Genomic DNA, 13,563 nt, shown 5'->3' with positions numbered 1-13,563 from the left:
CGTTGTGGATCAGCGTAATTGCCCACTGCACAGCAGCCATTTTCCGTGAGGGCATCATGTAACAGCATGTGATTGTCCTGCCACACCGTCGTTTTCTATAAAAACTTTCGGTCTGAGAACACTTGTCACAGGCTACTGCCGTCACACTTTTACCCGTATTGCATACTGTGGTAATTCCTACTGCTCCCTCATCAGTTTACGCGCTTCCGCATTGATGATCTCCGCCGCGATATCGGCAGGGGATTCGCGCTGGTGCATGAAGAGCTCGAGGATTTGTTTGTTCAGCTCGATGGAAGGTGCATCCGGCGGCAGTTTCAGCGCTATCTGGTTGATGATGGAGATGGTTTGTTCCTTCACTGTTTTTACGGCTTCCCAGGCAGCGGGTGTTACATAGATCTGCTGGGAAACGTTATGGTCATATTCCGATTTGATATTCGATACCATGCCGATCTGCATGTCGAGCACGGAAAAGCCCGGCTGGTTGACACGGCTGATCAGGCTTTGCGGGTTGATTCTTTCCACGAACAATACCAGCCTTTCGTAGGCCTGCAGCTGCAGGGGCAGCACCACTTCCTGCCGGCCGGCTTTGGCGGCGGTATCCCCTTTGGCGGGGTCTGCTGATTTGCCGTTTTTTTTCAGGGTGTCTTTCAACGTCCAGATAACGAGCACTACGGCGCCTGCAATAATCAGAATAAACAGCAATTCCTGGCTGGAAGGCATAATTGTATGGATTTTAGAAATACAAATATAGTGGTATTTTTATATTTGTAATAGCTGTTTATTTTTTGTGTCAGGCAGGGGCAAGCGTTTCCTCAACAGGAGTAATGTGGTGGCTGTCTGGTATTTGTTCAAGCCCGGATTGTAAATAGTCATCCATATTTACATAGGCAATACTGATATTCAGGATCTCTTTTGCCGGTATGACGATAAAGTTGGACGATAGCATGACCGTGCTGCCAGGCCTGCCGAAGTCCCTCCGTTTTACTTTGGTGAGCACCAGGTATTCCAGTTCCATCGATTTCGACCGGAAATGATAGTTGTTCCGGATACCGGAATACAGGCATGTAAATTCCCCGGTGGCGGTGAGCATATCGAGTATTATGGTATGTTTATGCAATGCGCTACAATTCCCATTGAGCAGCTCATGCCATTCATTATCTGCTCCCAGCAAAGTCATTATATACCGGCCGGATGCCCGGCCGTTCGCCACCCAAAAGCATAACATCATGGAAAGCGCGAATGCCAGAAGATTGTACGACAGAAAACAAATGATGTCCGTCCCCAAACCCTGCTGATGGACGTTCAGTTCTTTGTGTCCGCTTATGATGTGAAGGATCAGATCATATTTACTTCATAATCCAGCAGGTGAAAACCGGTCAGCAGAATGGTGTGGGTCATTACCGGAACGATAATGAACAGCCACATGGTATCCATCACGGAAAGCGTATGCAGCATTTCTTTTAAATAACGGTGGCGGTATAAAGCCAGTCTGAGCGAAATAGCAGGAATTAAAAGGAGCGTGAGCATGAAGGCACCGATGGCGACATTCATATGGGTTAACACTTTACAATTAAACAATGGCGGCAGTTACCGCTTCTAGCGGAATTCCGGAGGGTTGTTGTTAATGGTGATCAGCCTTTCTGGCCGTGTTTCGGTAGCGGGTATCTTAACTATGATCTTTTTTCCTTTAAAGAAATCCTCCCTGTTCTTGTCGATAGCATCCATTATTGCCTCTGCGGCCCCGTACCCTTTTAATATTTCCTTTGCGAAACTGGGTTTTGATGATTTCATAAAATGGGGTTTCACACAATTTATGAAGAACATCATTTCCCGCCAAAATATGCTAACCCGAAAACCGGACCTGATCAGCATTCCGGCAAACTGATCGGGATATTCACAGCGAGGCCGCCGTCGGAGGTTTCCTTGTATTTGGAATTCATATCGAGCGCAGTGTCCCACATGGTTTTCACCACCGCGTCGAGCGATACTTTCGCCAGCTCGGGGTTACTCTGCAGCGCGAGCTGTGATGCCGTGATGGCTTTGATGGCGCCCATCGTATTGCGCTCGATGCAAGGCACCTGCACCAGCCCGCCGATCGGGTCGCAGGTAAGGCCCAGGTGATGTTCCATCGCAATTTCGGCTGCCATCAGCACCTGGCGCTGCGAGCCGCCCAAACATTCTGTGAGCGCGGCTGCGGCCATGGCGGAAGACACGCCGATCTCCGCCTGGCAACCGCCCATTGCGGCTGAAATGGTGGCGCGTTTTTTAAAGATGCTGCCTATTTCGGAAGCAGTGAGAATGAACTGGAGGATTTTTTCATCATGCAGCCCGTCGCAAAATGCAATGTAGTATTGCAATACGGCAGGTATCACGCCCGCGGCGCCGTTGGTGGGGGCGGTCACCACGCGGCCGAACGAAGCGTTTTCTTCATTCACGGCCAGTGCGAAACAGCTCACCCAGTCGAGCGTATACGAAAAATGGCTGCCGCCTTCGCGGATGGCGTTCACCCAGCTGTTGTAATCGGTGTAACCGCGGCCCTGTAACAATTTTTTATTGAGCGCCGCAGCTCTGCGGCCCACGCGCAAGCCGCCGGGCAGTTCGCCGGTGGTATGGCAGCCGCGGTAAATACATTCCTGCATCACCTGCCAGATCTTCATCACACCGGCGCGCGTCTCGGCCTCACTGCGCCACGCATGTTCATTTTCCATCACGAGCTCCGAAATGGAATAACCGGTTTTGATGCACCATTGCAGCAACTGCCGCGCGGTGTCGATCGGGAAGGGCAGCTCCACGCCGCCGGTGCCGCTGTTAGATTCGCCTTCTTTCACTACAAAGCCGCCGCCGATGGAATAGTACGTGGCAGCCAGCTGTTCGCCGTCAGACAACGTTACCAGGAAAGTAAGAGCGTTCGGGTGGAAAGGAAGGGAAGCTTCGAACAGGAATTCGATATCTTCAACGGGGTCGAATGTAACGGTATGGCTGCCATGCAGTTGAAGAAGGCGGTGGCGGCGGATATCGTCTATCTTGGAGTGGATGTTGTTCACGTCGAATGTCACCGGATCGTCGCCGGAAAGACCCAGCTGCACGGCAATATCGGTGCCGTGGCCGTGGCCGGTTTTGGCCAGCGAGCCGTACAGCAGCACTTTTACCTGGGTGACCATCTGCAGCATGCCCATGGCCTGCAGTTCGTCGCAGAAACGCATGGCGGCGCGCCAGGGGCCAAGGGTATGGGAACTGGAAGGCCCTATGCCTATCTTGAAAATGTCAAATACGGAAATGCACTCGTTTGGCACAAATAGATGATTTAATTTTCAAAGGTAAGGGTTCTGGGCAATAACATTCAAAAACAAGGGTGCATCAGCTGTTGATGCACCCTTTGTTGTGTATAAAACGGGTTTTCCAGTGTTATTTGTCCCACCACAGTTTACCGTACAGGCCGTCGCCGGCGCTGCCGAACTGGGTATTAACGGCGTTCAGGTAATTTTCGCGGTTGTTGAACACCTCGTCGCTGGGATAGCCCTGGCGCGTGGGTATTTCTTTACCCTGGGGTTTGTGCAGTACGGGGAAACCGGTCCTTCTCCATTCGGCCCAGGCCTCGTATCCGTGCAGGAACAGGTGCACCCAGCGCTGGGTGGCGATCTGCTCCATCCCGGTGGCCGCATTGTAAGGCATGCCGGGTTTGGACATCATCACGCCGTAACCGGTGGTGTCGTTGTTTTTCCACTGGCGCACGGAATGTTCGATGGCGAGTTTGTAGTTCTTCTCTGCTTCGGCTTCGCCACCGGTTATCCAGCCGCGTTTGGCGGCTTCGGCTTTCGCGAACAGGGCCTGGGCGTAGGTAACGAGGTACACGCTGGCGTCCTGCTTGCGGTTTTCAAAACCCAGCAGCGAAAATGCGCTGGTGCTCAGGCCTTCGGTTTTACCGAATTCAAGCCCCACATAGTTGCCGCCGGAATTTTTGTCGGCATAAACGGGCAGGCGGGGATCATCCACCGGTTTCATTTTATTCATGAGGGTAAGGCTGATGGCCCACCATTTCCGGTTCTGATCGGTAACCTGGTCGTACCAGTAACTTTCGTTGGCCTGTTCGGCGAGGTGTTTGAATACGAGGTTGTCGGCATTGCTGGTCATGATACCGCCGGCGAGCGCGGCGTTGAATTCGGCTTTTGCCTTTTCGGGAGCGGCTTCGGACAAACGCAGCGCCATCAGCATACGGATGGTGTTGGCGAATTTTTTCCACTGGTCCATGTTCCCCTTGAAATTGATATCGTTGGTGATACTGCCGGGTACGATCATTTTCACAGCCTCATCCAGCCGCAGGAACAGGTCGGTATAGATAGCCTCCTGCCTGTCGTATACCGGCGTAAAATCGTTCTTCCCCTGCAATGCGGCGGAATAGGGTACATCGCCCCAACGGTCGGTGATATGCCAGAAATAATACGATTTCAGGATTTTCGCGACGGCTACCTGGTTGGCGGCGGGCCCTTCGGCGGGATTGTGCACTTTGGCGCGCAGCACCGAATCGAGGTTCATCAGCGGCCCGTAGTAAATGCCGTAAAAGCTCGCGCTCACCTGGTTGAAAAGGGAGAGGTTGGGATACTGCGTTTCAGACAGGTACTGGCCGAGATATTCGCCCTGGGGCGATTCCGCCAGTACGGGCAGGTACAGCTGTGCGCTGGCGATCAGCTGTGTATTGGACGCCTGCTGCGGCAGGTTCGGGTTTACGTTGATGTCGCCGAATTTATTGCAGGCCCCCAGTGCGATGCAGATACCTGCTATGATGAAGGATTTTTTCATGATCGTAACTTTAGAAATTGACAGTAAGGTTTGCGCCAAATGAACGAACGGTGTTGGACTGCCCGGACTCATACCAGCTGATGGCCTGTGCGCCGGTGGACAGCTCCGTGGGGTCGAGCCCCTTCGGCGCCTTCTGCCAAATCATGACCGGGTTGCGGGCGATCAGCGCGATGTTGATTTTGGAGAAGGGCAGTCTGCCGAGCGCCGCTTTGTCCAGCGTATATCCCAGCCGGATCTCGCGGAGCTTGATATAGTCGGCGCCATACAGCCATTCTTCATACACATGCGTGCCGAGCGTGGTGCGGTAATAGGTACGCGCATCCACGTAAGCAGTAACCGGCTGTTTGGTGACGGACGAAATGCCGCTCACTTTTACGCCTCCGCCGTCGGCCAGCGGATCCCTTACATTCTTGCCCTTGTCGTTGAACGCCGCCGTTTCTGCGGCCATCCCCGTTTTGGCGGCCAGCATGGCGGAGCGGCTGAAGAACTGCCCGCCGATCTGGTAATCGATCATCACGCCCAGGTCGAATTTCCAGATCTGGAACATGTTCTGGAAACCGCCCGTCACATCGGGCAGCACGCTGCCGAAATTATGCGTTTCGGAAGTGTACAGCGGCTGGTTGTTGGCGCCCAGCAGAATCTGCCCGGTGGCGGAATCGCGCTGGTAAGCCTTGCCGATGAGGCTGCCGAAAGGCTGGCCCTTATACGCGTTCAGGTACGAGGTTACCTGCGAGTAGGTGGTGGAATACAGGGGGTACACATCCTGGCCGGGACCGAGCTCTACTACCATGCTGCGGTTCCTGTTCAGGTTGAAGATGGTGTTCCAGGTAAAGAACTGGCTGCGTACGGGCGTTGCCGTTAGCGTTACCTCGAACCCTTTGTTTTCGATCAGCCCCGCGTTGATGGTGGTGCGGGCAAAACCGCTGGTGCCGGAAAGGCCGAGGGGGATGATCTGGTTTTTGTTTTTCTGCACGTAATAGGTGAATTCCGCACCCAGCCTGCCGTCGAGGAACTTCAGGTCGATGCCCGCTTCGTAGGAATGTGCGAAGGAGGGTTTGATGTTTTCATTCACCAGGTCGTCGAGGATGTACAGCGTGTTGATGGTGGGGTTGGGGCCGTCTTTGTAATAATTGCCCTGCCCGTAGTTGAGGGATGTTTCATACACGCCGAGGTCGGAGCCGGCCTGTGCGTAGCTGAGGCGCAGCTTGCCGTACGACAATGGTTTCCACTTCATCACCTCGCTGAAAATAAAGCTGCCGGATATAGACGGGTACCAGTAAGAATTGTTATTTGCCGGAAGGGCGGAAGAGTTGTCGTTTCTTAAAGAGACGTCTGCGAAATACGTGTTTTTATAACCGAGCGAGGCCATGCCGTAGCCGCTGCGGATTTGTTTGCGGAGCAGGTAAGAGCTGCTGAGGGGCCGGTCTACGGAAGCGTCGAGGCTGTAGTAACCGGGGCTGGAAAGGCCGCCCTGTGTGGTGCCGGTCACATAGCTGTAGCGGCGGCTGTAGATGTTGCCGCCGAGGTTGGCGTTAAAGGAAAAGTCGTCCCAGTTTTTGGTGTATTGCGCCAGGAATTCGTAGTTGAGCTCGCGGTTCTGGTATTTACCAGTGGCATACTGCGCCACGCGCCGGCTGCCGTAAGCGATGCGGCTTTCGATGTTCTGGGTGTACATATCGCCTCTCACAAAACCGCTGATCTTCAGTTCGGGCGTTACTTTCCAGGTGAGGCCGAGATCGCCGAAAAAGCGGTCGCGGCTGTCGTTGCTGGTATTTTCAAATGCGTCGAAATAAGGGTTGTCCCAGTACAGCGCGCCGAAATCGGTGAGTACGCCGCTGCTGCCGGTGGCGGGCGGGTCGAGGTTCCAGTGTTTGACGGTACCGTCTGCATACCGGTAGTCCTTCATGCGTTTCATATCCAGGTTGCGCTGGAACCATTGCACCAGGTAGCGCGCACCCCATTCGGAACCCTGCGAGGGCCGCTGGGCGCTGTTGTTGGCGTAGTTGATATTGGTGGATACCGTCCATTTCGGGGTGAGGTCGAGCGAAGCGTTGATGCCGAGGTTGTTCCTTTTCAGCCAGGTATTGGGCTCCACGCCGGAGATGTTGGTATTGTTGTAACTCACCCGGAAAGAAGCGCTTTCGCTGCCGCCGGAAACGTTGATGCCGTTGTTGAACGTATGGCCGGTTTCATAGAAATCCTCGATGTTGCTGGGGTGGGGCACGAAGGGGGTTTCTTTGCCATACTCGGGATCCTGCGGGTAAAAGCTGAACACCTGGCGAACGGGCGTGCCGTCCATTTTCGGGCCCCAGCTTTCGTCGTAATCGAGCTGCACGAACTTCTGTCCGTTGGCGAGCGTGCGCCAAGTTTGTGTGGAGCCTGCACCGTAAAGGTTTTGCAGCTCCATGAAATTGGCGGCTTTTTCGATGGAGTAAGCGCTATTGAGCTGCACGTCCACTTTTTTGGCGCCGCGTTTTCCTTTTTTGGTGGTGATCATGATCACGCCGTACTGCCCGCGGATACCGTAGAGGGCGGACGCGGCGGGGCCTTTGAGTACGTTGATGGTTTCAATGTCTTCAGGGTTCACGTCCTGTCCGATATTGCCATAGTCGGCCCGGTCGCTGGCGGCGAAGTTGGCGTTGGAGATAGGGGTGCCGTCGATAACGATCAGCGGCTGGTCTGCCCCGGAAATGGAGTTGACGCCCCTGATCTTGATCTTCTGCGTACCGCCCATGCTGGAGCCTGACGAGCCTGTCACCTGCACGCCGGCCACTTTCCCGGCGAGGGAGCCGAGCACGTTCTGTTCTTTGGTGAGGGTAAGGTTATCGCCGTCTACCTGTTGGGTGGCGTATCCCAGCGAGCGCTGGTTCCTGTTGATGCCCAGGGCGGTCACCACTACCTCGCTAAGGTTGGTGTCGCCAAGGCTGAGCTGGAAATTAAGGGTGGCGTTGGCATTGTCCTGCACGGTCACGTTCTGCTGCATGGCGCTGAAGCCCATGGCGGAGGCCTGCAGCTGGTAAGCGCCGGCTTTCAGGCCGGTAATGGTGAACTCGCCGTTGGCGTTGGCCACGGTGCCGCGGGTGGTGCCCACGACGGTGATGGTGGCGAACGGAACGGGCGCGCCGGTCTGGTCTTTCACCACGCCTTTGATGCCGCCGTCATAAACGGCCGCGGGCTGCGTCGCGGTCTTATCATCAGCCGCGGCAGGGGTACCTGCGGGGGCCTGTTTTTTGATGATGATGTTGGCCTCTACCTGCTCGTACCGCAGGCCGGTGGAGCGCAGCAGGTCGTCGAGTATCAGGGCCAGCGGTTTGTCGGTGGCCTGGTAAGTGATGTTGTCGTAAGCCGCAATGTCGGCCGTTTTGTAGGTAAACGACAACCTGCCGAGTGATTCGATTTTGCGCAGCGCCGTTTTCAGGCTGGCGTTCTTAAGCTCTATGGAAACGGGTTTACGCAGGTCCTGGCCGGTTCCGGATGCGGCCATTAAAAGCCCGTTGATCGTCAGCAATACCGCCAGAATGGATATTCTCATAAATAACCTTTTGGATTTACAGCATAGCACGGAAACGCCATGCAGTTTTGCATACAAATTCATAGCTTTGGTAAGTTTAATGATTCTGAAAACAGGGATTATTAACGCAAACAGAGCCGCACCCTGGTCGCAACAGGAGCGGCTCTTTTCATTTAACAGCCCATTATCCGTAACCGGATTGTTGGTACGTATTCATGACTTGAATTTTGGTTGATGATACCGATTGCTACTACTGAATATGATAAATTCCTTCCGAACGTTTCAGGTCCGTGTCCGTCAGCCTGCAAAGCACTTCGAGCGCTTTTTCGGCGCCGATGTCGCGCCGGAAGGAAGTCGATATTTTTGTCTGTCCCACACCTGCGTCGAGAATTCGGATATGCACGTTGTACACCCGCTCCAGGTCTTTCACGATGTCGTCCAGCGTTTCGTTGTCGTATGCGAGGTTGCCCAGCTTCCAGGGAGCGGCTTCCGTCACGAGGGTTTTAACGGCCGCGGGCGCAACGGTTTCTTCCCGGTCCACTTTCAGCCGCTGGCCTTCCGTGAGCGTGGCGGCCTGCTGTTTGCCGTAGCGCACGCTCACCTTGCCGCGGTTCACCGCCACGATGATATTCTTCAGGCCGGGGTAGGCCTTGATATTAAAAGCGGTGCCCAGTACGGTGGTAGATACAGTGCCGGTGTGGATCACGAACGGTACTTTATCGGCGTGCTGCACATCGAAATAGGCCTCGCCGGACAGGTACACTTCCCGGATGCCGGGTTTGAACTGCGGCGGATACTCGAGCGTGCTGGCGGCGTTGAGCCACACCTGCGTACTGTCCGGCAGCAGCAGGTATTTGAACTCGGAGCGGGCGGTGAAATTGCGTTTCAGTTCCGGGCTGCTGTTCCACCAGAACACCAGTCCCAGTACGAGTACCGCGGCCGCGGCCATGCTCCAGCGCAGGCTGCGCTTCGTTTTTTTCAGCACCAGCGCCCCGTTGCCGTCTACATAAGGCGGAGCGGCGGGCACCTGCCCGTCTGCCGCATAAGCCTCCTGTATGAGGGCCCGGATGGAATCATCGTGCGACGACCGGCGGATGTACGCAAAAAACTCTTCATACTCCTTCCGGGAGCATTTGCCGGCAGCGTACTGCCTGAATAGATATTTGATCCGTTCTTCCATCTCGCGGGGCTTGTGTTGGTGTACGTGGATTAGAAAAGTTGTAACCTTCAATAGGGGAGACGAAGCAAAAAGAAGATGTTCCTATTCGCCTGAAAAATATTTTACAAAAAGGAGTGACAGCGGTCCGGAGGTTTTGAGAATGAAGCTTCGGATGGATTGCAGGGCGGTGGACAGCTGGTTTTTGACGGTGTGCCGGGAGATCCGGAGCTCTTCGGCGATCTGGCGGTAATTGAGGCCTTTTTCGCGGTTCAATTGGTAAATGAGGCGGCGCTGGGGCGGCAGGCTGTTAATGGCTTTCTGGAGCATGCGGTGGTATTCGCGGGTGGCCACCTGGCTTTCCGTTTCCTGGGCGTTGTGGGCGAGCGATTGCCAGAGGGCTTCGCGCAGGCGGTCGTCGGCCGCCGCTTTGCGCAGGAAATCAATGACTTTGTTTTCCGTGAGGCGGTACAGCCAGGCTTCCATGTTGTCGATCTCTGACAGCTGGCCGCGCTGTTCCCAGAGTTTGATAAACACTTCCTGGATGATGTCGCCGGCGAAAAGGTCCGATTTGGTGAGTTTGCGGGCAAGCGCATACAGGCGGCTTTCGTGCTGCCTGAAGATGTCCACAAAAATCAGTTCGAGCGTTTTCTCACTGTTTTCGGCGGTGGTATGTGGTATTCGCTCACTCATTTTGGTTGATCGCTGTAATTCTGATGCGGGGCAATTAAAAATAACAAAAAAATCATTCCCTGACCATAAAAAATGCCCGCCTTGTGACGGGCGGGCATTTTTCTATCGTACAGCAGATGCTAGTAATAATAATTGTGGAGGGTGACTTCGAAAATGAGCACGGAATTGGCCGGGATTTTACCCGTTGCCGAGTTTTTATACCCCAGGGCGGAGGGCACGAACAGCTGGATTTTGCCTTCTTTGGTGATTTTGCGCAGCCCGATTTTCCAGCCTTCGATCAACTGGTCGAGGCGGGCCTCGCTCAGTCTGGTTTTATCGCCTTCGTCGAACACGGTGCCGTTGAGCAGGGTGCCTTTGTAGCTGACGTTCATGCGGTCGTTGAGCTTCATGGTATCGCCGCCGATGCCGGGCGCCAATACTTTATAATGCAGGGCACTGGTGGCGTCTTTGACGGTGCCGGTGATGTTATTTTTGGCGATGTATTCCCGGATCAGCTGTTCATCGGTTTCGGCCTGTTTGGCCGGGTCGAAGGGTTGCGCCGGTTTGTCGTTTTTGTTGCAGGCGGCGAAAAAAGTTACGGCCAGGAGGCTTAACAGCCCAAAGTAGTGTCTCATTCTCATTATACTATACTGGTTTAATTATTTGAAATCCACAAGGGTTACGTCACAAATCAGGATGGCGTTGGGAGGAATGGTGCCGGGGATGCCGGTGGAACCGAAGGCCAGGGAGGAAGGGATATACATGATAATCCGGCCGCCCTTGGGGATGAGGGGCAACCCGATCTGCCAACCCAGGATGTGGTTCTTGAGCTGGCGCCCGTCGAACGAAGTAGGCAGATTGAGGGACGATTCCACGAATTTTTCGCTGGGCAGCAGGTGGCGGGTGTAAATCACCACTGGCACGTTTTCGCGGGTGATGTACTGGCTGCCGGTGCCCCTGTCGATGATCCGGTAGCACATGCCGCTGGGATGTATCACCAGTCCCGAATCCTGCTTCTTTTCCCGGAGGAAATCGCGGATGGCGCTGTTTTCCTTGTTAAGCCCGTCCATGTTCATGTACGAGCCCGTATCGCTGTCTTCCTTTGCGCAGGAGCTGAATACCAGCGCGGTACAGGCGGTAAGCAGGAAAAAATATAACAGGCGTTTGATCATCATGCCGTAATTCACAAAAAGTTTGTCAAAAATACAACAGTTAAACGGCCGGAAGGGAAATAATGTTACAAAAAAAATCCCGCCCCGGGAATACCGGGGCGGGACAGCAATATCGGATAACCGGGTGCGACTAGTAGTCCATACCCATCCCGTGGCCGCCCGGCATTGCAGGGGCTGCGGATTTAGGTTCCGGTTTATCGGCAATCACACATTCGGTGGTGAGCAGCATACCAGCGATGGATGCGGCGTTTTCCAGGGCGATGCGTGTTACTTTGGTCGGGTCGATTACACCGGCGGCCAGCATGTTTTCGTAAGTTTCGGTGCGGGCGTTGAAACCGAAATCGGCTTTACCTTCCTTCACTTTCTGTACCACGATGGAACCTTCGATGCCGGCGTTTTCGGTGATCTGGCGCAGGGGCTCTTCGATCGCGCGTTTAACGATGGCAATGCCGGTTTGTTCGTCTTCGTTTTCGCCTTTCAGCTTGTCGAGGCTTTCGATAGAGCGGATGAAGGCTACGCCGCCACCAGCTACGATACCTTCTTCAACGGCAGCGCGGGTTGCGTGCAGGGCGTCGTCAACACGGTCTTTCTTTTCTTTCATTTCCACTTCGGTAGCGGCACCAACGTACAGTACGGCTACACCGCCGCTCAGTTTCGCCAGGCGCTCCTGCAGTTTCTCACGGTCGTAGTCGGAAGTGGTCACTTCGATCTGCGCCTTGATCTGGCCGATACGGGCAGAAATGTCTTCTTTCTTGCCTTTACCGCCTACTACAGTGGTGTTGTCTTTATCGATGGTCACGGATTCTGCGCGGCCCAGGTAAGTGAGGTCGGCATTTTCCAGTTTGAAACCCTGTTCTTCGCTGATTACCACACCTGCGGTGAGGGTAGCGATGTCCTGCAGCATTTCCTTCCTTCTGTCGCCGAAGCCGGGAGCTTTCACAGCCGCCACTTTCAGGGTACCACGGAGTTTGTTTACCACCAGGGTAGCCAGTGCTTCACCTTCCAGGTCTTCAGAAATGATTAGCAGGGGAGCGCCTTGCTGGGCCACTTTCTCCAGGATGTGCAGAATGTCTTTCATGGTGCTGATCTTTTTGTCGTAGATCAGGATGTAAGGATTCTGCAGTTCAGCCTGCATTTTTTCGCTGTTGGTGATGAAGTAAGGGGAGAGGTAACCGCGGTCGAACTGCATACCTTCCACTACTTCTACGGTAGTTTCGGTGCCTTTCGCTTCTTCAACGGTGATAACACCGTCTTTGGTCACTTTCTGCATCGCTTCGGCGATCAGTTTACCGATCGCAGCGTCGTTATTAGCGGAGATAGCGGCAACCTGTTCGATCTTTTTGTTGTCGCTGCCAACTTTTTCGGATTGTTTCTGCAGGTTCTCCACCACGGATTTAACCGCTTTGTCGATACCGCGTTTCAGGTCCATCGGGTTTGCACCGGCGGCTACGTTTTTGAGGCCTTCGCCGATGATGGACTGTGCCAGCACGGTTGCAGTGGTAGTACCGTCACCTGCGATGTCCGCGGTTTTGGAGGCTACTTCTTTCACCATCTGTGCGCCCATGTTCTCGATAGGGTCTTCCAGTTCAATTTCTTTCGCTACAGTTACACCGTCTTTGGTTACGCCGGGAGCGCCGAATTTCTTTTCAATCACCACGTTACGGCCTTTGGGGCCCAGGGTCACTTTCACCGCGTTTGCCAGGGTGTCAACGCCTTTTTTCATTTTGTTGCGGGCGTCGGTATTGAAGAAAATTTGCTTTGCCATAATAGTATTAGTTTTTCTTGGTCGTTTTTAGAAAAAAAGCTGCGTTACAGGAGGGGCTTAGAGTACAGCCAGGATGTCAGACTCGCGCATGATTAAGTAATCGTCTCCTTCCAGGCTGATTTCAGTACCGGAATATTTGCCATACAATACAGTATCGCCTACTTTTACGCTCACAGGCTCGTCTTTTTTACCGGGACCTGCTGCTACTACTGTACCACGCTGCGGTTTTTCCTTTGCTGTGTCTGGGATGATGATGCCGCCTGCTGTTTTTTCTTCTGCTGCTGCGGGTTTTACAATCACCCTGTCTGCCAGAGGTTTAATACTTAATTGTTTTGCCATTGTAGATCTATTTTTAAAGACTTGATATGATGTGATTAGGCTGTCAATTGACGGAGTTTCCCTTTACGAAGATTATGCCAACCGGGGAATCGGGTCAAATTTGCAGGAAGCAAATATAAACAAACTTCCGGGGGACTGTCAATAAATGACA

Annotated in this window: 13 protein-coding genes; all 13 read right to left on the bottom strand. The window is 53.9% G+C overall.

The window, feature by feature from the left end:
• Nucleotides 1–177 precede the first annotated feature (177 nt).
• The 13 genes from EGT74_RS18875 to EGT74_RS18815 all read right to left on the bottom strand — a co-directional run bounded on the left by EGT74_RS18875 (nucleotide 178) and on the right by EGT74_RS18815 (nucleotide 13,412).
• Nucleotides 178–720, bottom strand: a complete 543-nt coding sequence (locus tag EGT74_RS18875) for a DUF7935 family protein (RefSeq protein ID WP_123848122.1) — start codon at nucleotides 718–720, stop codon at nucleotides 178–180.
• 70 nt (nucleotides 721–790) lie between these two features.
• The gene (locus EGT74_RS18870; protein WP_123848121.1) at nucleotides 791–1,090 is read right to left on the bottom strand and encodes a hypothetical protein; all 300 of its coding nucleotides are present in this window, start codon (nucleotides 1,088–1,090) and stop codon (nucleotides 791–793) included.
• 245 nt (nucleotides 1,091–1,335) lie between these two features.
• A complete protein-coding gene (locus tag EGT74_RS18865) occupies nucleotides 1,336–1,551 on the bottom strand; it encodes a hypothetical protein (RefSeq protein WP_123848120.1) in 216 nt (71 codons plus the stop codon).
• A 45-nt stretch (nucleotides 1,552–1,596) separates the two neighbouring features.
• On the bottom strand, nucleotides 1,597–1,791 hold the full coding sequence (locus EGT74_RS18860; RefSeq protein ID WP_123848119.1) for a hypothetical protein: 195 nt from the start codon (nucleotides 1,789–1,791) through the stop codon (nucleotides 1,597–1,599).
• 74 nt (nucleotides 1,792–1,865) lie between these two features.
• Nucleotides 1,866–3,293, bottom strand: coding sequence for an L-serine ammonia-lyase (locus EGT74_RS18855; RefSeq protein ID WP_123848118.1), 1,428 nt, complete (start codon nucleotides 3,291–3,293; stop codon nucleotides 1,866–1,868).
• 112 nt (nucleotides 3,294–3,405) lie between these two features.
• Complete coding sequence (locus EGT74_RS18850; RefSeq protein ID WP_123848117.1) at nucleotides 3,406–4,797, bottom strand: SusD/RagB family nutrient-binding outer membrane lipoprotein; 1,392 nt, start codon at nucleotides 4,795–4,797, stop codon at nucleotides 3,406–3,408.
• 10 nt (nucleotides 4,798–4,807) lie between these two features.
• Complete coding sequence (locus tag EGT74_RS18845; RefSeq protein ID WP_220392905.1) at nucleotides 4,808–8,329, bottom strand: SusC/RagA family TonB-linked outer membrane protein; 3,522 nt, start codon at nucleotides 8,327–8,329, stop codon at nucleotides 4,808–4,810.
• Between the two features lie 229 nt (nucleotides 8,330–8,558).
• The gene (locus EGT74_RS18840) at nucleotides 8,559–9,488 is read right to left on the bottom strand and encodes a FecR family protein (protein ID WP_123848116.1); all 930 of its coding nucleotides are present in this window, start codon (nucleotides 9,486–9,488) and stop codon (nucleotides 8,559–8,561) included.
• Between the two features lie 81 nt (nucleotides 9,489–9,569).
• A complete protein-coding gene (locus tag EGT74_RS18835) occupies nucleotides 9,570–10,157 on the bottom strand; it encodes an RNA polymerase sigma-70 factor (RefSeq protein WP_123848115.1) in 588 nt (195 codons plus the stop codon).
• Nucleotides 10,158–10,276: 119 nt separating this feature from the next.
• Entirely contained in the window at nucleotides 10,277–10,777 is a 501-nt protein-coding gene (locus EGT74_RS18830) for an FKBP-type peptidyl-prolyl cis-trans isomerase (RefSeq protein ID WP_123848114.1), read from the bottom strand.
• 18 nt (nucleotides 10,778–10,795) lie between these two features.
• Complete coding sequence (locus EGT74_RS18825; protein ID WP_123848113.1) at nucleotides 10,796–11,311, bottom strand: FKBP-type peptidyl-prolyl cis-trans isomerase; 516 nt, start codon at nucleotides 11,309–11,311, stop codon at nucleotides 10,796–10,798.
• 127 nt (nucleotides 11,312–11,438) lie between these two features.
• The gene (groL, locus tag EGT74_RS18820; RefSeq protein WP_123848112.1) at nucleotides 11,439–13,073 is read right to left on the bottom strand and encodes a chaperonin GroEL; all 1,635 of its coding nucleotides are present in this window, start codon (nucleotides 13,071–13,073) and stop codon (nucleotides 11,439–11,441) included.
• A gap of 57 nt (nucleotides 13,074–13,130) precedes the next feature.
• The gene (locus tag EGT74_RS18815; RefSeq protein WP_119079287.1) at nucleotides 13,131–13,412 is read right to left on the bottom strand and encodes a co-chaperone GroES; all 282 of its coding nucleotides are present in this window, start codon (nucleotides 13,410–13,412) and stop codon (nucleotides 13,131–13,133) included.
• Nucleotides 13,413–13,563 lie beyond the last annotated feature (151 nt).

The sequence above is a fragment of the Chitinophaga lutea genome (assembly GCF_003813775.1).
Taxonomy (GTDB): Bacteria; Bacteroidota; Bacteroidia; order Chitinophagales; family Chitinophagaceae; genus Chitinophaga; species Chitinophaga lutea.
Note: the sequence above shows the minus strand (reverse complement) of the source record. Positions and strands in the feature narration are given on the sequence as shown.